Genomic DNA, 21,939 nt, shown 5'->3' with positions numbered 1-21,939 from the left:
CCGGCAAGTCAGTGCGTCCAGCGCAGCAGGCGAGAGTACTTGAAGTTGTCCGCATAGGCCTTGGGATGAATCTCGCGTTCATGCTGATGGTCGACGGTATACATGTAGCCCTTTTTGCGGGCGTACTCTTCGGCCTCTTCTCGCGTATCAAACCAAATGCGCAGTTGCTGGCGCGTGTCACGCGATGAACTCCATCCCATGAGCGGTTCGATGGAAGAGGACTCCTGTGGTTCGAATTCCAGAACCCAGCGCTTGGTCAACGCACGACCTGACTGCATTGCCGTTTTTGGCATCTGATAGATACGCACCTGCATCGCTATCCCTCGTCTGTCCTGCTTCCGCCCAAGCCACCTGAACTGGCTTCCCGCGGTGTATAACCTGGTCGGGGCGGCAGGATTTGAACCTGCGACCCTCTGCTCCCAAAGCAGATGCGCTACCAGACTGCGCTACGCCCCGATCTGATGATCCGCAAATTATGCGTTCGCAAGGTGACTGGCAAGCACGAGACTCATGTTTTGCTGAATGCAGCAGCCTTTTCCACAGGGACGTTTTGGGATACACCCCCAAGGCAATCGGAGCTTCAGGACAATCATGAACGATCAAGCCACCCAGCAAACCACAGGTAAGCCCCTGCCTCCCGAGGTTGATCGCAGGCGAACCTTCGCGATCATTTCGCACCCTGACGCAGGAAAAACCACGCTGACCGAGAAGCTGCTGCTATTCGGAGGCGCGATCCAGCTGGCCGGTGCGGTCAAGGCTAAAGGCGCTCAAAGACGTGGTGCACATTCCGACTGGATGAAGGTCGAACGCGAACGCGGCATTTCCGTGGGCACCTCCGTGATGACCTATGATTATGGGGACAATACCTTCAACCTGCTGGATACGCCCGGCCACGAAGACTTCTCTGAAGACACCTACCGCACACTGACGGCCGTTGATTCCGCCGTCATGGTGCTGGACGCCGCCAAGGGTATCGAAGCCCAGACCTTGAAACTCTTCGAAGTTTGCCGCCTGAGAAACGTTCCGATCATCACCTTCATAAACAAGCTGGACCGAGAAAGCCGCGACCCCTTCGAACTGCTCGAGGAAATCGAGGAGAAACTGGCCCTCTCGGTGACACCGGCAAGCTGGCCAATCGGCATGGGCCGTCGTTTCAAGGGATGCTATGACCTGTTCAAGGATCAGTTGATCCTGATCGATCGGAGCAAAGGAGAGAAACCGGACGAAGGCGAATCCTGCAAAGGCGTGGACGACCCGAAACTGGATGAACTGCTGCCCGCAGATACCCTGGCCGAATTCCGTGAGGGCGTGGAAATGGCCCGCGGGCTTTGCCCGGAATTCGATCTCCAGGAATACCTGGGCGGACATCAGACACCCGTGTATTTTGGCAGTGCCATCAACAATTTCGGTGTCCGGGAGCTGCTTGAAGGCGTAGGACGCCTGGCCCCACCCCCGCGTCCTCAGGTTGCCTCCGAACGTATGGTTTTGCCTTCCGATCCAAAGGTTTCCGGCTTTGTCTTCAAGATTCAGGCCAATATGGATCCGAAGCATCGCGATCGTATTGCCTTCGTTCGCCTTGCCTCCGGTCACTTCAAGCGCGGCCTCAAGATGAAGCAGGTGCGTACGGGAAAAACCCTCAATATCCATAATCCCTTGCTGTTTCTCGCCCAGGACCGGGAACTGGCGGAAGAGGCCTGGGCGGGAGATGTTATCGGCATCCCCAATCATGGAAACTTGCATCTGGGCGAAAGCCTGACCGAAGGCGAGGAATTGCACTTCAAGGGCCTGCCGGCCTTCGCGCCCGAGCTCCTGCAGAAGGTCCGGCCAAAGGATCCCCTGAAGGCCAAGCACCTGGGCCGCGCCCTTCAGCAACTTGCTGAGGAAGGTGCCGCACGTGTCTTCAAGCCCATGATGGGGGCCGACTGGATCGTGGGTGTGGTCGGTGCGCTGCAGTTCGATGTCATGGCAGACCGTATCCGGACGGAATACGACATCCCGGTTGTCTTTGAGCCCACGATCTATTTCACGGCCCGTTGGCTCGAGGCTGATGATTCCGCTGACTTGAAGGGATTCGTTGATTCCAATCGTGTGAATATTGCCGAGGATCACGAAGGCGAACTGGTCTTCATGGCACGCAATGCCTGGCACCTTCAGGATGCGCAGGACAGCAATCCTGCCTTGAGTTTCCTTGCAACCCGCGACGGAGCAGTCTGATTGGGCAGGCGAACGAAAGTTCAGGGAGAAAAACTTGTCCACGGAACACATTCAGGTTACGTCCGAACTGTTCGCCTATATGAGAAATGTCTCTCTGAGGGAAACCGAGATCAGGCGTGCTCTTCGCGAGGAAACGGCAGAATTGCCAGATTCACAGATGCAGATCATGCCGGAACAGGGCCAGTTCATGGCTTTGTTGTTGCAGCTCATGAAGGCGAAACGTGGCCTGGAGGTGGGAACCTTCACGGGCTACAGCGCTCTTTGTTTCGCCGAAATCCTGCCTGATGACGGATCGATCGTCTGCTGCGATATCAGCGCGGAGTACACGGCCATTGCTCAGCGCTACTGGGAAGAATCCGGCTTGCGTCACAAGATGGACTTACGCCTTGCTCCCGCACTGGAAACCCTGGACCAGCTGCTCCTGGATGGCCAGGAAGCTTCCTATGACTTCTGTTTCCTGGACGCCGACAAGGAAAATTATCAGCAGTATTACGAGAAATCGCTGTCCTTGCTTCGCACCGGCGGTCTGTTGATGGCAGACAATGTGCTCTGGAGTGGCCGTGTCGCGAAATCATCAGATGATGAAAGTGCGGCAACCCGCGCGCTCAAGAGTTTCAATGAAAAGCTGGCAGCTGACCAGAGGATCAATCTGTCCATGCTGCCTCTGGCAGATGGCTTGACGCTGGCAATAAAAAAATAGACAGCCTTGGCGCCTATTCAAAAGCCGGGTGGTTCACCCTGTCGCCTTCGGAAATGCCCAGCCGGTCACTCATGCCTGCATTGATTTCCAGGACAGCTCTGGCCCGCCCTCCAGAAGGAATCGACTGGGTTGAGTGCGGAACGGTGCGTTCGGCAATGCGGATGATGTTCCCGTCTTCATTGATGAAAAGCATGTCCAGGGGAATGAAGGTGTTTTTCATCCACATGGATATGTGCTGAGCACGCGGATAGATGAACAACATACCGGCGTCTTCATCCATGGAACGTCTGTACATCAATCCCTGCGCACGTTCGGAGGCCGTTCTGGCCAGCTCGACTTGAAATGTGTGCTTTTCCCCTTCCGCTGTCTCTATGAGCAGTTCCTGTGTTTCCTGCTCCTGCGATATGGCCGGGTAGCCTCCCGAGAAGCAGATAAAAACTATAAGGAATAATGTATAATATACTATTTTCATTCAATAGTCCTACGACAGTACAGTCTGCGCTGCAGACCTGATTTCGGCACGAACCGCACCATAGCGTGGTCTATCGGCAAGTCTATCAATCCAGTGTTCAGGGGGATTCCTGCCCCAGCTATGGCGCCATGTCAGACTCGACAGAATAGCGCGTGCCTGCGCTGGCAGGTAATCTGGAACATCAAGCCCGTTCAAAGTAGCCCATACACCGCTCCAGGCACGCGCCACGCACCAGGGATTATACCCACCACCGCCCAGCACCAGCAGCTTACGTGTTACCAACTTCATATTCGCAACAGTATTCCAGAGGGAAAGATTGGAGAGACTGAGGCGACTGAGAGGATCTTCATGCAGGGCATCGGCGCCGCACTGAAGCACAATGACTTCGGGCGCCACACGCTCGATCAAGGGCAGCACGGCAGCTTCCATCAGAAAGGCGAATTCGCTGTCGTTGAAGCCCTCGGGCACGGGGATGTTCCGCGCATGCCCCGAGGCCCTGTCCACTAGACTTCCCGGTCCAGTGGCGGCATCGTTTCTGTTCATGGGCCACCTGTTGGCCTCGTGGATGGAAAGGGTGAAAACCCGTTCATCATCATGGAAGGCATCCTGCACCCCATCACCGTGATGCGCATCTATATCCAGGTAGAAAACCGATGCTGCCCCTCTATCAAGAAGGCTCAGTATTCCTAGCACAGGGTCATTGAAGTAACAGAAGCCGCTGGCATGGCCGCGACGGCCATGGTGCGTCCCGCCGGCCGGGCTATGGACTGGAATATCATTCAGGACCCAATCAGCTGCGGCAATCGATGCACCGCAAGCCGTTGCCGGTCGGCTGAAGATCTCAGGAAATACCGGGTTTCCATTCATGCCCAGCGCATAGCGTTGCTTGACCTCATCACTACAATGTTGGGTCTGCTCGGCCTGCTTGACCGCTGCAATATAGTCCGGTTGATGGAAGCGGGCGAGCTGTGCAGGCGTGGCCCGCGGGCTGTCGACATAAACTTCATCCGGCAACCAGCCCAAGGCCCTGCAGAGATCCATGCAAGTGGATACGCGCGGTATGGCCAGCGGATGCAGGCGGCCATAGCTGGAGTTTCGGTAAATCTCGCTGCCGATGAACCGGGGCGCGGTCTTATCCTTCATCATCGTTCCATTAAACCTTGCCCCTTCACGATATAACGAACCACTTGGCATGTCCCTGGACTGCGGGCATAGTGCCAATCATATCACCGGGGGAGCCGCCAAGGCTGAGAGGCACCACTAAAGTGCGACCCCAGAACCTGATCCGGTTCATGCCGGCGTAGGAAGCGTGTCTCTTCATGTCCGCATCTGCCATATCACTCAAGGGAATCAGCTTGTCCTACAAGGGGCAGCCGCTGTTCCAGGAATTCAATCTTGAACTTCCAGCCGGATTGACAAGCTGTTTGCTCGGGCCCTCCGGTGTCGGGAAAAGCAGCTTGCTGCGCGTCATAGCAGGGCTGGAACGTGGTGCAAGTGGATGCGTATCCAGTGAGGATCAGACCTTCCTTGTTGGACAACTTGCCTATATGGCCCAGCAGGACCTGTTGCTGCCCTGGCTGAAGCTTGTAGACAATGTCGTACTGCCCGACCGCCTGGCAGGGCGTCCTGTCGACATGGAGCGTGCCAGGCACCTCTTGCAGCTTGTTGGCCTGAATGGGCACGAAGCAAAACTTCCCGCAACTCTGTCCGGTGGCATGCGCCAAAGGGCTGCACTTGCACGCACCCTATATCAGGATCGACAGATAATCCTGATGGACGAGCCGTTTTCCGCCGTCGACTCCATAACGCGGCTTGAGCTTCAGGAGCTGACCGCCGAACTGCTTCGCGACAGGACGGTCCTTCTGGTGACACACGATCCACTGGAAGCCTTGCGACTGGGTCATCGCCTGATCGTGCTTGCCGGCCAGCCTGTTCACATAGCCGAGCAGATAGAACTCACCCAGCGGCCCCCTCGGGATATCGACAGTCCGGAGATAACAAGCCTACAGACGCAGTTGATCAATAGCCTGCGCGGAGCACGCCAGCATTTGGCCGCAGAGAGCAACTGATTTCATGTCTGGTGTGAAACAGATTGGTGCAAGGTTGCGGCCATTGGGGATTTTCATTGGCATCCTCGTGTTATGGCAGGCCCTGGTCTGGGTTACAGGTGCTCCGGCCTATATTCTACCCGCACCCAGTCAGGTTGGAGCTGTACTGTTCAAGCGTTGGGACAGCCTGGCCTTCCATGCGGGCATAACCCTTGCCGAGATACTGCTGGGGTTTTTCATAGGAAGCCTGTTCGGGATCATTTCCGCACTGATGATCGCAACCTTTAGAACTCTGCGATTCTGGCTGCTTCCTGTTCTGGTCGTGAGCCAGGCCATACCCGTGTTCGCTCTGGCGCCTGTTCTGGTTCTATGGCTTGGTTATGGAATGGCCAGCAAGATTGCCATGGCCAGCCTGATTATCTTCTTCCCCGTGACAACATCCTTCCATGATGGACTGCGACGCACGGAAACCGGTTGGCTGGACCTTGCTCGAACCTGTGGCGCATCGAAATGGGCTACATTCCGACATGTCCGAATACTGGCCGCCTTGCCGGCCCTGGCATCCGGACTGCGCGTTGCAGCCGCTGTTGCGCCGATAGGCGCCATTATAGGGGAATGGGTCGGCTCCAGCGCCGGATTGGGACATCTGATGCTGAATGCCAATGCGCGCATGCAGATCGATGTCATGTTTGCCGCACTCGTCGTCTTGGCCGTTCTGGCACTATTGCTCTACTTTCTGACCGACAGGTTCTGTCACTTGCTGTTGCCCTGGTCGCCCGAAGAAAGTGACATCGCTCGATAGCCCCTGAAGCGAAGCTTGGCGGCAAAAAACGTATCGCAATGTACGGGTTTTCTTGATTCCGCCGCGCGTGTCACTAATCTGGCGCGGCACTTCATGGCGGCCAAGCCGTCCGGACAGAACGCTTTGTGCTTAGCAGGGGAAGCATGAATCTCGCACTGATTGTCCTATTGCCATTCATCGGCGCCTTGTTCCCGGCTTTCCTGATACGCGCAGGCCGAAATGCTTGTGCCTATGGAACCGGGGCCTTCACGCTCGTGGCTTTTGTCCTGCTTCTGGTCCAGGCGCCTGCTGTCTTTTCTGGGCAGGTCATACAGGCCCGGTTCGAGTGGCTCCCCCAGCTTGGCCTGAACGTGAACTTTTTCCTTGATGGCCTGGGATTCCTGTTCGCACTTCTGATCCTGGGAATCGGACTGCTCATCATACTCTATGCGCGCTTCTACCTGAGTCATAAGGACCCCATGGGGCGCTTCTATGTTTACCTGATGCTTTTCCAGGGGGCGATGGTCGGGATCGTGCTCTCCGACAACATCCTCTTGCTCCTGATCTTCTGGGAACTGACCAGTCTGAGCTCGTTTCTTCTTATCGGCTACTGGCGACATCTGCCCGAAGCGCGCCAGGGCGCCCGCATGGCACTGGCGGTAACCGGTGGTGGCGGTCTGGCCCTGATAGGCGGCATGATTCTGCTGGGGCAGATTGCAGGTTCCTATGACTTGAGTGAGATATTGCAGGCTGGTGACCAGATCCGCAGTTCCAGCCTCTATCTTCCGGCCCTGTTGCTCATCCTGACCGGCGCATTTGCCAAGTCTGCACAGTTCCCCCTGCACTTCTGGTTGCCGCATGCCATGGCGGCGCCAACACCTGTCAGCGCCTACCTGCACTCCGCAACCATGGTCAAGGCCGGTGTCTTCCTGCTGGCCCGCATCTGGCCGGCGCTTTCAGGCACACCCGAGTGGTTCTACATCGTGACCAGTTTCGGCCTTGTCACGATGATCGTTTCCGCCTGGATCGCAATCTTCAAGGATGACCTGAAGGGACTTCTGGCCTTCTCGACCGTCAGTCACCTTGGCCTGATCACCATGCTGTTTGGGTTCGGAACACCCCTGGCAGCGATGGCGGGCGTCTTCCATATCATCAATCATGCCACCTTCAAGGCGGCCCTCTTCATGAGCGCCGGCATCGTCGATCATGAAGCCCATACGCGTGACATGCGGCGTTTGGGTGGTTTGCTTACCCTGATGCCGATAACGGCAACCCTGGCGCTGGTTGCTGCCGCTTCAATGGCGGGTATCCCCCTGTTGAACGGCTTCATTTCGAAGGAGATGATGCTCGAAGAGGCGGTTCACACCTCTTACTTGGGCCAGGATTGGGTGCTTCCGGTCTTCGCGACGCTCGGTGCACTCTTCTCTGTCGCCTATGCCGCACGTTTCGCCTTTCACACATTTCTCGGCCCTGTCCGGAACGATTACCCGCACAAGCCTCATGATCCACCTTTCGGCATGTGGCTTCCCGTATCCATACTGGTTTCACTGGTTGTTCTGATCGGCCTTCTGCCGGGATTAATTGCCGAACCGCTGGTCAAGGTCACCACCGGTGCGGTGACCGGAGGAAATACACCAGACTATCATCTGGCAATCTGGCACGGTTTCACACCTGCCCTGTTCATGAGCATGATTGCATTGGCGGGCGGCCTGACCCTTATGGCCCTCTACTTTCCCGCCAAATCCTTCCGCGAGAGCTTCCCTCGACCTGAAGCCAAGGTGATATTTGAGGCCATAATCGAGGCCATAGCCAATGTCAGCAGGCAGATCACGGAGCTTGCTCATAACGGTTCGTTGCAGCGCTACCTGGCCGTCATGGTTTCAGCCATCATAGCCGTCGGTTTCGCTGGCTATCTTGGAAGCACACCCCTGGCCGCCGGCGAGCGATCCATGGTACCGATCAATTGGCCCGGGCTTGTGGCCTGGGTGCTGCTGGTCATGTCCCTCGGCGCCACATTGATGTTCCACCATAACCGACTGTTTGCCCTGATCCTTATCGGTGTTGTCGGTATGGTGGTTTCGCTTACCTTCTTCTACTTCTCGGCGCCTGACCTGGCCTTGACGCAGATATCCGTCGAGGTCGTAACCGTGGTCCTGATGCTGCTGGCCCTGAATTTCCTGCCCAAGGAGACACCACGCGAAAGCTCAAGCTTGCGGAAACTCAGGGATCTGGTTCTTTCCGGACTGGCCGGCCTGGGGGTTGCAGGGCTGGTCTATGCCGTGACCACCCGTGGCTTTGAAAGCATCTCGGACTACCATCTGGCAGAATCCAAGCCGGGTGGTGGTGGCACCAATGTCGTAAATGTCATCCTGGTGGATTTCAGAGGCTTCGACACCTTCGGAGAGATCATCGTTCTGGGCATTGCAGCCCTGGCCATCTATGCACTTCTAGACAGTGCCCTCCATGGTGCTGCTCAGCGGCGCCTGTCCAAGTGGGTCCCCGAGGGTATGCGCGCCATGGACCCCCACCCCTTTATCCTGGTGATTGCAACACGTGTCCTTCTGCCACTCGCGCTGATGGTCGGCGTGTATATCTTCCTGCGTGGCCACAACCAGCCGGGCGGTGGGTTCATTGCCGGTCTTGTTGTTTCCATCGCACTTCTCATGCAATACATGGCCAGTGGATTTTCCTGGGCACAACACAAGCTGAAGCTGGACTATCACGGCCTGATCGGAGCAGGTGTCCTGGCTGCGGGCTTGACCGGAGTTGGGGCCTGGTTTGCCGGACGCCCCTTCCTGACCAGTGACTATACTTACGTACATTTGCCGGTCATCGGTGAGTTCGAATTGGCGACCGCCCTGGGCTTCGACGTTGGAGTCTTCCTGACCGTTGTCGGCGCCGTCATGGTGGCTCTGGCCAATCTGTCGCGTATTGGCAAGCGTGCGGATGCGGCCTACGAGGCTCAGGAACAGACAACCGATGGAAAGGAGGCCTGATTCATGGAATTGCTCGTGTCTTCTGGGATCGGGCTGATTGCCGCCTGCGGCGTCTACCTTCTATTACGTGGACGGACCTTTCCGGTCATCCTTGGCCTGACACTGCTGTCCCATGCCGTGAATCTCGTGCTGTTCTCGATGGGGCGCCTGAACGTTGGCCTGCCCCCAATCATATCCAAGGATGCATCAGGCTACGCCGACCCACTGCCCCAGGCGCTCGTCCTGACGGCGATCGTTATCGCATTCGGCATGACAGCGCTTGCCGTGGTGCTGGCATTGCGCGGATATCTGGAGACAGGTGAAGACAGCATCAACGCAACCAGGTCAGAAACCGCGGAGCAGCGGGACCCCTCATGACACACTGGACCATTCTCCCCATTGTGGTGCCGGCACTGACTGCGGCACTGATTGTCTTGCTGGCACGTCAGGACCTGGTCCTGCAACGCTTCCTGTCCATCGTGTCTGCCCTTGCGGTTTTTGTGATTGCCGTGGGGCTGGTTGTTCATGCCACGGGCAATCCACCCTACAGCTACGAACTTGGTAACTGGCCGGCTCCTTTCGGTATTGTCCTTGTCCTGGACCGGCTGTCAGCCGCCATGGTCCTGGTGACCATGCTGCTGGTCCTGGCTGTCCTGATCTACAGCCTTGCCGGCTGGGATAAGCGAGGCAGGCACTTTCATGCCCTCTTCCAATTCCAGATCATGGGCATCAACGGAGCCTTTCTTACAGGCGATCTTTTCAATCTCTTCGTCTTCTTCGAGGTGCTACTCATTGCCTCCTACGGCTTGATGCTTCACGGCAGCGGCGCCACTCGCCTCAAGGCCGGCATGCAGTATGTCGTCGTCAACCTGATGGGCTCCTCGCTGTTTCTCGTGGCGATGGCCCTGCTGTACGGCGTAACGGGAACGCTGAACATGGCGGATTTGGCACTGCGTGTGGGCCAGGTCGATAGTGGTGACCTGGCGCTTGTCCAGGTTGGCGCGCTCCTGCTCCTCATGGTTTTCGCCATCAAGGCAGCCCTTGTGCCACTGCATTTCTGGCTGCCTGCGACGTACGCAGCCGCAGCTGCGCCCGTTGCAGCACTGTTTGCGATCATGACCAAGGTGGGCGGCTACTCGATCCTGAGAGTCTACACACTCATCTTTGGCGAGCGCGCAGGCGACATCTCCTGGATTGCCCAGGACTGGATCATGCCGGCCGCCCTCGTGACCCTTGTCGTGGGGATGCTGGGTGTCATGGCCGGCCGTTCCCTGCGCGATCTGATATGCTTTTCTGTCATCGGCTCAATGGGCACCCTGATGGTGGCCTTTGCCCTTTTCAACGAAACGGCCGTTTCGGCAGGCCTTTATTACATGGTGCACAGCACCTTCATCGCCGGCGCCCTCTTCCTCATAGCCGAACTGGTCATCAATGGCCGCAGCGATGGCCAGGATACACTGGCTTTCGGCTTGCCGTTGCGCCGGGAGGCCCTGTTGTCGGGGCTGTTCTTCCTGGCGGCAATCGGCATGGTCGGCATGCCGCCACTCAGTGGGTTTGTCGGCAAGCTGCTGATACTCAATGGTGCCACAGGCACGCCCTATGTCGCCTGGATCTGGGGCGTGATCCTCTCGACCAGCCTTTTCAACATCATAGGCTTTTCGCGCGCTGGAAGCATTCTGTTCTGGAAAAGCCAGGCAGAGGCAGTTGCCCAGTCATCTGGACCATCCGCCCCCATGGAAAGCGTAAGCCGAAAGGAACAGGGGCAAGGTCCCGATAGCGGACTTGGTATTGCGTCTGCAGCTTTCCTTTTGAGTCTGATTGGACTGCTGACAGCTTTTTCAGGCCCCGTCAGCCAGTATTTCGATACAACGGCTGCACAGCTTCTGGATGGTCGCCCCTATATAGAAGCCGTCCTGGGAAGTGATGTACCTACCGAGTCGGGACTTGGCAGTTCGCCCGAGGCTGCCGGCACGGAAGATGGCCTTGGCGAGGAAGGAGACATGCAATGATTCGCAAAGTCTTCCCTCATCCCATCATGACCGCGGTATTGACCCTGGTCTGGATGATGTTGATGAACGCCTTCACACCGGCCACCCTCGTTCTGGGACTAATACTGGGGATCATCATTCCCATCATGACCAGCAGTTTCTGGCCCGACAGGCCTACTATCCGGAATCCCTTGAAGGTTGCCGAATACATAATTGTTGTTCTTTACGATATTGTCGTCGCGAATGTGCAGGTTGCGTACCTGATCCTCTTTCGCCGCAATCGTGATTTGCGTTCACGCTTCTTCACGGTTCCCCTGGAAATACGTACACCGGAAGCTATCGCCATCCTTGCTGGCACGATTACCATGACGCCTGGAACTGTCAGCAGCGACATCTCGACAGATGGCAAGAGCCTTCTCGTCCATGGACTGGATGTTGCCGACGAACAGGAAACTGTAACCGGAATCAAGTCCCGCTATGAAAAACGGCTGAAGGACATTTTCGAATGATCGCGTATGCCACTTACTTCGGTTTCATAAGCATAGGCTTGGCCGTGCTGATGAATCTTCATCGCCTGATCGTCGGACCGGATTCCATCAACAGAATCCTGGCGTTGGATACCTTGACCATCAACACGATTGCCCTGTTCATCCTTTTCGGCATCTGGCAGGGATCGAGCACCAATTTCGAAGCTGCGCTGTTGTTTGCCATGGTCGGCTTCATTACCACGGTCGCCTTCTGCAAGTACCTCCTGCGTGGCGATATCATCGAATAGAAAAATGGGCGTGGCAATGGGCTTCCTGATTGAACTTCTGATATCCGCTATGATCGTGGTAGGCGGTGTCTTTGCGCTGGTTGGTTCGTTCGGCCTCAGCAAGCTTCCGGATCTGATGGCCCGCCTGCATGCGCCAACCAAGGCGACCACACTGGGCATCGGGGGCATGTTGATTGCTTCCATCCTCTATTTCGCTTTTGTTGAGCGAACACTTTCCGTTCACGAGTTGCTTATCACGATATTTCTCTTTCTTGTCGCACCGGTAACAGCCTATCTTGTCGCCAAGACCCATCTTCACAGAATCAGGGCGCGGCAGGATACGGACCAGTTCCAGTTGCCACCTCCTGCCGGTGCGGGCAAAGCTGGGTGGGCCACCTTTGAGAAAAGTGACAAGCACAGCCGGACCGAGATTCGATAAGCCGGTTCGGTTCGCTTGACGAATCACAAGAACAATACTAGAACATTGAGGAAGTTTACGATTCGTTCTTCTTGAAGCCATTGAAGCCGGAGGCCGCGATGCTCACCAAAAAGCAGCATGAACTCTTGCTTTTCCTGCATCGCCATCTGAATGAGCATGGCGTCTCCCCGTCCTTCGATGAAATGAAGGAAGCTCTTGGCTTGAAGTCCAAGTCGGGGATACATCGCCTCATCAGCGGCTTGGAAGAGCGCAATTTCATCCGACGCCTGCCTCATCGGGCACGGGCAATCGAAATACTGCGCCTGCCTGGTGAATTGAATGCAGCAAACGGGGGCTTTTCACCAAGTGTGATCGAAGGTGGGCGGCCGAACGCAAATGCCCCGGCCGAAGCTGCAGTCGATCCCGTCCTTGCTGCTGGATCGGAGGCTAGCGAGGCCGAAATTGCCTCTTTGCCGCTCTACGGCAAGATTGCAGCCGGCACGCCCATAGAAGCTTTGCGAGACCCCGACAGCTACACCGAGGTTCCCCAGACACTCCTGGGCCATGGTCAATACTATGCGCTTCAGGTTGAAGGCGATTCCATGATGGACGCCGGAATTCTAGATGGTGACACCGTTATAATTGAGGTTACGGATCAGGCAGCAAATGGTGAAATCGTTGTTGCCTTGGTGGATCGAGAGGAGGTCACCTTGAAGCGATTGCGTCAGCGCCAGGGAGCTATCGCCTTGGAACCTGCCAACGCGCAATATGAAACACGCCTCTTTCCACCTGACCGTGTCCAGATTCAGGGGCGCTTGGCCGGCTTGATCCGAAAATACTGATTATTCCGGGCGCTCTCCATAGGCCGTCCACGGCCTGTCGCCTTGCCACTGTCGGACTGTCAACTGATCTATTCCGTAATCACGCAGCCAAAATGCATGTCCTCCGTTTCGCCAAACATCGAGGCGGGTGATCAATAGTGACCGCTCTATTTGCTGCTGGCACATCACAGTCGGATTCTTGCTCGTAATAACCAGATCAGCAGACATGCAGTCTTCTGCCATGGCTTGAGCTTCCAGTGGGAAGGCAACCCTTTTGCCCTTCCTGTCGTACAGACATCCAATGTCATCGCAGGCCAACCATTCAGCAGTGCGCGTGCCTGCTTCAGGCCAGGCCAGAGGGTTGTGTTGAGCACGTCTTTCAAGCCATTGATCTGAAGAAAAGCGCGCCTTGCGACGATTGGACAAGGCCAAGAGACCCCCGGGGTCGGCTACAGCCATGACTTCCATGCTTTCCGAAATCATGATGTCTGGCGGATCATGGAATAGCGGCGTCGCCAAGCCAGCCAGAAAAACCGGAAATCCTGCGAAGCGCCAGTTTCTGCCCCAAAGGCACAGCCACAGGCCACCACCCACGCAGAGAGCAAGCCCCCAGCTTGGCATTTGCGGAACGAGCAGACGGGCCCCTGGAAGCGAGGAGATATACTCAGCCACATGTAGAACCAACTCCACCCCCTTGCCCATCAAGGGCAATACCTCGAAAGCCAAACCAAAGGGATAGGCAAGCAGAACCAGAAGCGCAGCCGGCATAATCCAGAAAGCCGTAAGCGGCACAGCCAGCAAATTTGCGAGCAGGCCATAGCTGGTCAAGGCATTGAAGTGATAGAGCGCGAAGGGTGCTGTGGCGATGGTTGCAATAACCGTCGTGATGGCGACACCTGAAAGATAATTCAGGGCGGTCGTGATGCGTCCTCGGCTCGTCTGGCCGTGATCCGAAAAAACCCGATGCTCTCGCAGGATCTCATAGCCCGCGACAAGCCCCGTCACCGCTGCAAAGGACATCTGAAAGCTTGCCCCGAGCAGGCTTTCAGGAGACAAGAACAACACAAGAAAGGCGGCCATGGCAACCAGCCTGAGAGTCAAAGCTGTCCGATCCAGCAATACAGCAACAAGGACAAGGGCCGTCATGATGAATGCGCGCTGGGTGGGAATGGTCGCACCGGCCAGAAAAAGATAACAGAAGGCGACCACAAGAGCTGATGCGGCAGCGATCTTCTTGGCAGGCAGGCGGAGCGCAATGGTTGGCCATAGACAAAGGAAGGCACGCAAGCCGAAGAATGCCGTCCCTGCAATCAGGCCAAGATGCAGACCAGAGATAGCCAACAGATGTGCAAGCCCTGAATGGCGCATTGCCTGATTTGTCTCCTCCGATATGGCACCCCGCAGTCCAGTCAAAAGCGCAGCCGTCACGGCCCCCGTCTGTCCAGGTAAACGCCGAATGGAAATGCCGGCTAGCCGGCGGCGATTTTCACTCCACCACTGAGCCCAGGCTTCGATAGGAGCTCTCCAGCTGTCCTGGCCTTTTTCCCCGACACGCTGCCCAATCGGATCAGGAGCTCCAAAAGTGAACCCAACCGCACCAATTCTCTGGAAATACGCCACGCGCGAGAAATCATAGTCGCCGGGAACGGCAGGTGGTGGTGGCGGAGCTAGAGACGCCAGGGCTTCAATCCTTTGTCCGGATTTTAACTCTGGCATTTCGCCGCGACTGACCACGCGCAAGTAATGGGGGTAGTCTTTGTCTTCGAGCCCTTCGATCCTCTCAGGATGCAATAGCAGTCGAACTCCACCTGTAACAGGTTCGGACGAGATCACTTCTGCAACCAGATCAACCGCGTTCAGTTCATCCTGTAGAACGGGAGCGGCAACCTGATAGGTACGAAGTTGCGCAAGATGGAATCCAGCTAAGGTGGTCAGGACAATGAACAATGGATAGATCACGCTCCATTGTCGATACCAGGCCACGAACAGGGGGATGAAAACCGCTGGAACTGTGGCCAGGAAAATCTGTGTGGGAGGCTCAATTGGGAGGGAATAGTACCCTGCAACGCCACAGCCTAGTCCAACAATGCACCATAACCCCCAGCGGTCACGCTCAGCCACCAAATGAACGCCTAACAGCACTGCCTCCCGACTCAAGGGAATGTATGAACAAGAGAAAAGTTTTTATTAAATTCCAGTCAATGGCAACTATAATATGTATTTCCATCTCTGCACCACCGACATAACACCGGCTATGCTGCCGCGTGCGTCATCAGGAGAGATGTGCTAGACAGCGCCAACGCAACAACTTCAGCAGCTTTGCCTTGCACTGAGAAAAGGATCTCGGATAAACGCATGACAGTGGTGACACGCTTTGCCCCCTCGCCCACCGGCTTCCTGCATATTGGTGGAGCGCGCACGGCCTTGTTCAACTGGCTTTACGCACGACACCACGGTGGTGTCTTTCGACTGCGTATAGAGGACACGGACCGCAAGAGATCGACCGACGAGGCAATCCAGGCCATCGTGCAAGGCCTCGAATGGCTGGGGCTGGATTGGGACGAAGAAACCGTTTTCCAATCAACGCGCGCAGAACGCCATGCCGAAATTGCCCGTGCACTGCTTGAGGCTGGACAAGCCTACTACTGTTACGCCTCTCAAGAAGAACTGGACGAGATGCGGCAGACGGCGAAGAAAGAGGGCCGTCCCATGCGCTATGATGGGCGCTGGCGCGATCGGGACCCTTCAGAAGCACCGGAAGGCGTGGATCCGGTTATTCGTTTGAAAGCCCCTCAAGAAGGGGAAACCTTGATCAAGGACGAAGTCCAGGGATCCGTTCGGGTTGCCAACGAACAGCTGGACGACATGGTTCTGCTGCGTGCAAATGGATCGCCCACCTACATGCTCTCCGTGGTTGTCGATGACCATGACATGGGCATCACGCATGTCATAAGGGGAGACGATCATCTCACCAACGCCTTTCGGCAAACCCTCCTCTATGAAGCAATTGGATGGGAAGCTCCGAGCTTTGCGCATATCCCCCTGATACACGGCCCAGACGGGGCAAAGATGTCGAAACGACACGGTGCCCTTGGCGTGGAGACGTACAGGGAAATGGGATTCTTGCCCGAAGCGCTTCGAAACTACCTACTTCGCCTAGGATGGGGACATGGTGATGACGAAGTGATTTCCACGGATCAAGCCATCGCGTGGTTCGACCTGGATGGAGTTGGACGTTCCGCCGCACGCTTTGACTTTGCAAAGCTCAGCAATCTCAATGGTCATTATCTCAGAGAGGCGGAGGATCAGCGTCTGGTCGATATTCTCTGCACGGATTTCTATGGCGAGGTTACAACTGCTGGCCGTAAGCGTTTGCTGGCTGGAATGGCCGGTTTGAAGCCACGGGCCAAGACTATGAAAGAGCTTGCCGACCTGGGGCAGTTTTATGTCTCGGATCGTCCCCTGGTTTTCGAAGAAAAGGCCCAGAAACTGATTGCCAAAGGGGGCAAGGACCTGCTCGCAGACATCAAGGAAATACTGGAGAAAGTCGAAAACTGGAGCGAAAACGAACTGGAGAACAGTATCAGAACGCTATCTGAACAGCGTGAACTCAAGCTGGGTGCTGTTGCACAGCCATTGCGTGCAGCACTTACCGGTTCCAGTATTTCGCCCGGCATCTTCGAAGTCGCCGCGATTCTAGGCCGCGAGGAAACCCTGGGCCGGCTGAACGATGCGCGCGAACAGGTGGAAACTTTTAGCATTTCTGCCAATTGATCGGTGCCTGATAGGCGCTTATGCTGCGCCGCAAAAGTTCGGGTGGAAATGAATAGACCACAGCCTTTTACAAGGATAGCAAGATGACCAACGCGAACAGTGATAAAAGCCAGAATTCGGTCACCCTGACCGACAACGAATCAGGTCAGCAGTGGGAACTGCCGGTCATCGATGGCACTGTCGGCCCGCGTGTCATAGACATACGCAAGCTGTACGGGGAAACGGGGATGTTCACATACGATCCCGGCTTCACCTCGACAGCCTCCTGTGATTCCGAGATCACCTATATCGACGGCGACAAAGGTATCCTTATGCATCGCGGCTACCGGATCGAGGATCTGGCCGAGCACTGCGATTTCATGGATGTCTGTCACCTGCTCCTGAACGGCGACCTGCCCAATGCCGAACAGAAGACGAAGTTCGAGCATGACATCACCTATCACACCATGCTCCACGAGCAGATGATCTATTTTTTCCGGGGTTTCCGCCGTGACTCGCATCCCATGGCGGTCATGGTGGGTGTGGTTGGCGCCCTTTCAGCCTTCTATCACGATTCAACAGACATCACGGACCCTCACCAGCGCATGGTCGCATCGCATCGCATGATCGCGAAGATGCCGACCATTGCCGCCATGGCTTACAAGTATTCCGTGGGGCAGCCTTTCGTTTATCCGCGCAATGACTTGAGCTACGCGGAAAACTTCCTGAACATGACCTTTTCCGTTCCGGCAGAGGAATACAAGATCAGTCCCACACTGGCACGTGCCATGGACCGCATCTTCATCCTGCATGCGGATCATGAACAGAATGCCTCGACCTCTACGGTAAGGCTCGCCGGATCTTCAGGCGCCAATCCTTTTGCCTGCATTGCATCCGGCATCGCATCTCTGTGGGGGCCCGCCCATGGGGGCGCCAACGAAGCGGTCCTTCGCATGCTGCAGGAGATCGGCTCAAAGGACCGTATTCCGGAGTTTATCGAACGCGCCAAGGACAAGAACGATCCGTTCCGTCTCATGGGCTTCGGTCACCGCGTATACAAGAATTATGATCCACGCGCCAAGGTCATGCAGAAAAGCTGCCATGAGGTCTTGGATGAACTCGGCATCCGCAAGCAGGAACCGTTGCTCGATCTGGCAATGGAACTTGAGCGCATCGCCCTGGAGGATGATTTCTTTGTCGAGAAGAAGCTCTTCCCGAATGTGGACTTCTATTCAGGCATTATTCTCAAAGCCATGGGCTTTCCCACTTCCATGTTCACCGCTCTCTTTGCAGTGGCCCGTACAGTGGGCTGGATTGCCCAGTGGAACGAAATGGTCGAAGATCCCAATCACCGCATCAGCCGGCCACGCCAGCTCTATCAGGGCAACACAGGGCGTGAACTTCCGGAGTCCTTCAAGAGCTGACCCCTGTCGGTCTGCCATTGAGCCGAAAAGTGAAAAGGGCGCCAGATGGCGCCCTTTTCCGTTTGGACTTCGGTCCATATGAAGAACCCAGGAAGACCTGCTATTCGTCCTCACGTATCATGGCGCTGAAACCGGCCTCGGCTGCAATCTGGTCGTCCACGCGAACCACGCCTTCAAATTTCCAGACCGGTCCTCGGTTGCGAACCTTGCTCACATGAATGTGCAGTTGATCTCCCGGAACGACCGGCCGTCTGAAGCGCGCTTGTTCCACTGACATGAAGTAGACCAGTTTACCGGCCGCTGCCCCTTCAAGCGTCTCAACGACAAGGACAGCTGCCGTTTGCGCCATCGCTTCTATGATCAGCACACCCGGCATGACGGGTTGTCGGGGAAAGTGTCCTTGGAAGAAACCCTCGTTTATGGTGACGTTCTTCAGGCCGAGAGCATCCTTGTCCCGTTCCAGTTCCAGGATACGGTCCACCAGCAACATGGGATAGCGGTGCGGTATCATCCGCATCACTTCCATCACGTCAAAACGGAGTTCAGGCTTTTCCTTGGAGGTTTCAGAGCCAGATTTCCTTGAGGCCGTCATGCCAGAAAATCCCATAACTTGAAATTGTATAGAGGACAACCCGTTACTTTAACGGGTGCCTGTTTGGTGGTGTGCGTTTGTTACTCTGAATCACTCTCTTCCAAGGACAACGAGACGCTTGGAAGTTCCTCATTCAAGCGCGTCGTGACTTCTTCGGTAATCTCGAAATCATCGCCAACAAGCAGAAGCGTGGACTTGGGAATAACCATGTTTGCACCACGCTCTCCAGCAATATCATCCGAAATTCTAACGATGGTGAACTCGACTTCAGCCACGGCTTCCGAATAAGCTTCTTCCAGTCGACCCATTTCCGTGTTCGCCGAGGATTGGAACTGGCTGAACTTCTGCTCCAACTGCCCGCGCTTTTCCTCGAAAGCATCCTGGGACAATACCGTGCGTTGCCGCGACAGGGCTTCATCTTCCTCGCGCAAGGACTGTTCCTGTTGCTGAAGCTCCTGCTCCATTTCCGAGCGCAACCCTTCGGCTTCTTCACGCAAGCCCTTCATGGCCTCAGCTTCGCGCATGACCTGCTGCAGGTCGACAACAAGGATCTTTGGCGTTGGCATTTCATCCTGTGCCGTGGCCTGTGGCGCCATGCCCAAGCTTGCCATGACTGTCATGGCGGATGCGACAAATCCGGCGATGAAAGCGTTTCGAAAGGTCATATCAGAACTGTGTCCCAAAACTGAAGTTGAATATCTGGGTCTTGTCGTAACTTTCCTTTTGGATGGGGAAACCAAGGTCTAGATTGATCATGCCAAGCGGTGAATCCCATGACACACCCGGGCCAACGGAAACACGGATTGACCTGTTGTCTCCGATGACATCCGTGTCATCGTCCACACCCCAGACAGTGCCGAAGTCGGAAAACAGACGACCCCGCACGTCAAACTCATCTGGAAGCCCCAACGGAAAGATAAACTCGACAGTTCCCTTGGCGAAGTTGTTGCCCCCAAGTGGATCCCGACTGCTGTCATCCCTTGGACCGATGCCACCATAATCAAAGCCCCTGAACTCATCGGCACCAAGCTGAAAGCGGTCACTGATGCGCGTATCCTGGCCCAGGCCATGCATCGTGCCACCACGTGCTCCCAAGGACAGCGTCCATTCATCCCCCAGCGGGAAGTAGTAGCGGCCGCCTACACTGCCTCTGAGGAAACGTACATTCCCTCCAAGGCCTGTGAACTGGGTTGTCAGATCGGCAATGAAACCTTCTGTCGGATTGCGTGTGCTGTTGCGCTTATCCCAAATCAGGGATTGGCTGATGCTGGAACGCCAGGAGGCTCCTTCCTCGCGTTTGGCCTGAATGGGGGCATCGTCATCCACATCATCGATCTCACGACGCTCAAGCGTATAGCGCCAGACATTCCGGGTGTGCTCGGTCAGATCATAGCCGGCACGCAAGCTTCCGCCTCTACGCTCTTCCGTGAAAGAGAACTCGCTGCGATCGCGTGTAATCCGGAAAATATCAAAACCCGCGGATATGGGCCGATCCATGAAGTAGGGTTCCGTGAAACCCAGATTGAATTCGGACCCCGTACCGCCAAGGCTGACGGACGCACGCAGATCCTGACCCTGTCCAAGAAGATTGCGCTCGCGCAACTGGATACTCCCCAAGGGCCCAACGGCCGTCGAAAAACCAGCACCAAATGTCAGATCACCTGTGGGCTGCTCTTCAACACTGGTCTTGATTATGACCCGGTCTTCGGCGGAACCGTCTTCCGTATCCATTTCAACAGTTCGGAAGAATCCCAGATCCTCGATGCGCTGTCTGGACCTCCGCACGCGGGCCCGATTGAAGGCATCGCCTTCCGCCAGACGGAACTCGCGCCGTATGACTTCATCAACTGTGCGTACATTGCCTTCAATATCGATGCGCTCGACGAAGATCCGCGGCCCCTCGCCAATTTCATAAACAATATTGACGACCTCGTTCTCCCTGTCGGTATTGGCGCGTGGCTGAACGTCCACAAAGGCATAGCCCATTTCGCCAATACGATCGGTCAACTCCTGGACATCATCTTCTACGGTCGTGGCATCATACCAATCCCCTTCCCGCGCATCGAGCAGGCCTTCCACTGCATCCGGTTCCAGGTCCCGCAGATTGCTCTCGAGCGAGATCTCGCCGAAACGGAAACGTGGCCCCTCCTCGATCGTGAAGGTTATGATGAAGCCTGAGCGGTCGGGATTGAGTTCGGCATTGGTGGAAAGCACCTGGAAGTCGGCATAGCCTTCCTCAAGATAAAAGCGTCGCAAGAGCTCTCGATCAAAGGCAAGTCGGTCCGGATCATAAACGTCTGAACTGGACAGGAAACGATACCAGGCCGATTCCCGTGTCGAGATTTCCCCCCGCAGAGTGGAACCGGAAAAGGCATCATTGCCCACAAAGTTGATGGATTCCACACCCGTCAGGGGACCTTCATCGATCTCGTAGACGAGATCGACCCTGTTCTGATCCAATTCGATGATCTTGGGTTCGACGGTGGCCGCAAACCGCCCCTGGCTGCGATAGATGTCCTGAATGCGCTCCACATCGTTTTGAACCTTGGTTTGCGTGTAGACCACGCGGGGGCGCAATTGAACTTCCCTTTGCAGTTCCTCGTCATCAATACGCTGGTTTCCTTCGAACGCCAGTCGATTGATCATGGGATTCTCTGAAACCGTAACGATCAGAGCGCTGCCATCCCGACGCAGGGTCACGTCTTCGAACAACCCGGAATCATAGAGGTTCTTCAGTGACTGGTCGAGAGTCAGCGGCTCAAACTCATCGCCCGGCTCAACCTGCATGTAACTCTGTACGGACGCAGGATCGACACGTTGCGTTCCTTCAATGCGAATCTCCTCAATGATCCCGCCTTCATTGATGGATTGTGCCTCTGTACTGTTCGGCATACCGGTCAGGGCCATGGCAAAGACCAGCATCCCCCCGAAGAATAGAGTTCTGAGCCCCACGAAAACCTCCCTAGCCGAATTCGGCAGCCTGATCTGCATGCTGTCGC

The 21,939-nt window shown here is 55.9% G+C and carries 20 protein-coding genes, 1 tRNA gene and 1 riboswitch; of the genes, 13 read left to right on the top strand and 8 right to left on the bottom strand.

All coding sequences use genetic code 11. The features are described from left to right. Window positions 1–8: 8 nt before the first annotated feature. Both G502_RS0101650 and G502_RS0101645 read right to left on the bottom strand, forming a co-directional pair. Window positions 9–314: an ETC complex I subunit gene (locus G502_RS0101650; RefSeq protein ID WP_022726921.1), complete on the bottom strand. Its 306-nt coding sequence runs from the start codon at window positions 312–314 to the stop codon at window positions 9–11. 65 nt (window positions 315–379) lie between these two features. Further along, a tRNA-Pro gene (locus G502_RS0101645) sits at window positions 380–456 on the bottom strand. Between the two features lie 135 nt (window positions 457–591). On the opposite strand from G502_RS0101645, the gene G502_RS0101640 reads away from it, so the two are divergent. Beyond that, window positions 592–2,214, top strand: a complete 1,623-nt coding sequence (locus G502_RS0101640) for a peptide chain release factor 3 (RefSeq protein WP_022726920.1) — start codon at window positions 592–594, stop codon at window positions 2,212–2,214. A 34-nt stretch (window positions 2,215–2,248) separates the two neighbouring features. Then, window positions 2,249–2,914, top strand: coding sequence for an O-methyltransferase (locus G502_RS0101635; RefSeq protein WP_022726919.1), 666 nt, complete (start codon window positions 2,249–2,251; stop codon window positions 2,912–2,914). Window positions 2,915–2,927: 13 nt separating this feature from the next. Here the strand turns inward: G502_RS0101635 and G502_RS22765 are convergent, their stop codons facing one another. Continuing rightward, the gene (locus G502_RS22765) at window positions 2,928–3,386 is read right to left on the bottom strand and encodes a DUF192 domain-containing protein (protein WP_022726918.1); all 459 of its coding nucleotides are present in this window, start codon (window positions 3,384–3,386) and stop codon (window positions 2,928–2,930) included. Window positions 3,387–3,395: 9 nt separating this feature from the next. Further along, window positions 3,396–4,532 carry an acetoin utilization protein AcuC gene (locus G502_RS0101625; protein WP_022726917.1) on the bottom strand — a complete coding sequence of 379 codons (1,137 nt, stop codon included), beginning with the start codon at window positions 4,530–4,532 and terminating at the stop codon, window positions 3,396–3,398. Between the two features lie 75 nt (window positions 4,533–4,607). Beyond that, window positions 4,608–4,711, top strand: a riboswitch (TPP riboswitch). On the opposite strand from G502_RS0101625, the gene G502_RS18170 reads away from it, so the two are divergent. The 9 genes from G502_RS18170 to lexA all read left to right on the top strand — a co-directional run bounded on the left by G502_RS18170 (window position 4,706) and on the right by lexA (window position 13,192). Further along, window positions 4,706–5,455: an ABC transporter ATP-binding protein gene (locus tag G502_RS18170; RefSeq protein WP_022726915.1), complete on the top strand. Its 750-nt coding sequence runs from the start codon at window positions 4,706–4,708 to the stop codon at window positions 5,453–5,455. It overlaps the preceding riboswitch by 6 nt. A gap of 4 nt (window positions 5,456–5,459) precedes the next feature. Continuing rightward, on the top strand, window positions 5,460–6,236 hold the full coding sequence (locus G502_RS0101615; protein ID WP_022726914.1) for an ABC transporter permease: 777 nt from the start codon (window positions 5,460–5,462) through the stop codon (window positions 6,234–6,236). Between the two features lie 143 nt (window positions 6,237–6,379). Next, window positions 6,380–9,211, top strand: a complete 2,832-nt coding sequence (locus tag G502_RS18165) for a monovalent cation/H+ antiporter subunit A (RefSeq protein ID WP_022726913.1) — start codon at window positions 6,380–6,382, stop codon at window positions 9,209–9,211. Window positions 9,212–9,214: 3 nt separating this feature from the next. Next, the gene (locus G502_RS0101605; protein WP_022726912.1) at window positions 9,215–9,568 is read left to right on the top strand and encodes a Na+/H+ antiporter subunit C; all 354 of its coding nucleotides are present in this window, start codon (window positions 9,215–9,217) and stop codon (window positions 9,566–9,568) included. Continuing rightward, a complete protein-coding gene (locus G502_RS18160) occupies window positions 9,565–11,199 on the top strand; it encodes a monovalent cation/H+ antiporter subunit D (RefSeq protein WP_022726911.1) in 1,635 nt (544 codons plus the stop codon). Before G502_RS0101605 ends, G502_RS18160 begins: the two co-directional genes overlap by 4 nt. After that, a complete protein-coding gene (locus tag G502_RS0101595; RefSeq protein WP_022726910.1) occupies window positions 11,196–11,687 on the top strand; it encodes a Na+/H+ antiporter subunit E in 492 nt (163 codons plus the stop codon). The genes G502_RS18160 and G502_RS0101595 overlap by 4 nt, the downstream gene beginning before the upstream one ends. After that, window positions 11,684–11,953, top strand: coding sequence for a K+/H+ antiporter subunit F (locus G502_RS0101590; protein WP_022726909.1), 270 nt, complete (start codon window positions 11,684–11,686; stop codon window positions 11,951–11,953). Before G502_RS0101595 ends, G502_RS0101590 begins: the two co-directional genes overlap by 4 nt. A 16-nt stretch (window positions 11,954–11,969) precedes the next feature. Continuing rightward, window positions 11,970–12,371, top strand: coding sequence for a Na+/H+ antiporter subunit G (locus G502_RS0101585; RefSeq protein WP_022726908.1), 402 nt, complete (start codon window positions 11,970–11,972; stop codon window positions 12,369–12,371). 98 nt (window positions 12,372–12,469) lie between these two features. Continuing rightward, entirely contained in the window at window positions 12,470–13,192 is a 723-nt protein-coding gene (gene lexA, locus G502_RS0101580; RefSeq protein ID WP_022726907.1) for a transcriptional repressor LexA, read from the top strand. Here the strand turns inward: lexA and G502_RS18155 are convergent, their stop codons facing one another. Beyond that, window positions 13,193–15,292 carry a ComEC/Rec2 family competence protein gene (locus G502_RS18155; protein ID WP_162140932.1) on the bottom strand — a complete coding sequence of 700 codons (2,100 nt, stop codon included), beginning with the start codon at window positions 15,290–15,292 and terminating at the stop codon, window positions 13,193–13,195. Window positions 15,293–15,526: 234 nt separating this feature from the next. On the opposite strand from G502_RS18155, the gene gltX reads away from it, so the two are divergent. Next, window positions 15,527–16,945 (top strand): glutamate--tRNA ligase, encoded by a 1,419-nt coding sequence (gene gltX / locus G502_RS0101570; protein WP_022726905.1) that lies wholly within the window; start codon window positions 15,527–15,529, stop codon window positions 16,943–16,945. Window positions 16,946–17,028: 83 nt separating this feature from the next. Then, a complete protein-coding gene (gene gltA / locus G502_RS0101565) occupies window positions 17,029–18,348 on the top strand; it encodes a citrate synthase (protein WP_022726904.1) in 1,320 nt (439 codons plus the stop codon). Window positions 18,349–18,448: 100 nt separating this feature from the next. Here gltA and fabZ read toward each other — a convergent pair whose 3' ends face one another. The 3 genes from fabZ to bamA form a co-directional block, all read right to left on the bottom strand. Continuing rightward, window positions 18,449–18,940: a 3-hydroxyacyl-ACP dehydratase FabZ gene (gene fabZ / locus G502_RS0101560; protein WP_026988945.1), complete on the bottom strand. Its 492-nt coding sequence runs from the start codon at window positions 18,938–18,940 to the stop codon at window positions 18,449–18,451. Window positions 18,941–19,020: 80 nt separating this feature from the next. Then, the gene (locus tag G502_RS0101555; protein ID WP_040487470.1) at window positions 19,021–19,605 is read right to left on the bottom strand and encodes an OmpH/Skp family outer membrane protein; all 585 of its coding nucleotides are present in this window, start codon (window positions 19,603–19,605) and stop codon (window positions 19,021–19,023) included. 1 nt (window position 19,606) lies between these two features. Further along, entirely contained in the window at window positions 19,607–21,931 is a 2,325-nt protein-coding gene (gene bamA / locus G502_RS0101550) for an outer membrane protein assembly factor BamA (protein ID WP_211217785.1), read from the bottom strand. Between the last annotated feature and the right edge of the window lie 8 nt (window positions 21,932–21,939).

Origin of the sequence: Fodinicurvata sediminis DSM 21159 (genome assembly GCF_000420625.1) — a bacterium.
Classification (GTDB): Bacteria; Pseudomonadota; Alphaproteobacteria; order Kiloniellales; family DSM-21159; genus Fodinicurvata; species Fodinicurvata sediminis.
The sequence above is the reverse complement of the archived record's forward strand: the minus strand, read 5'-3'. Positions and strand labels throughout refer to the sequence as shown.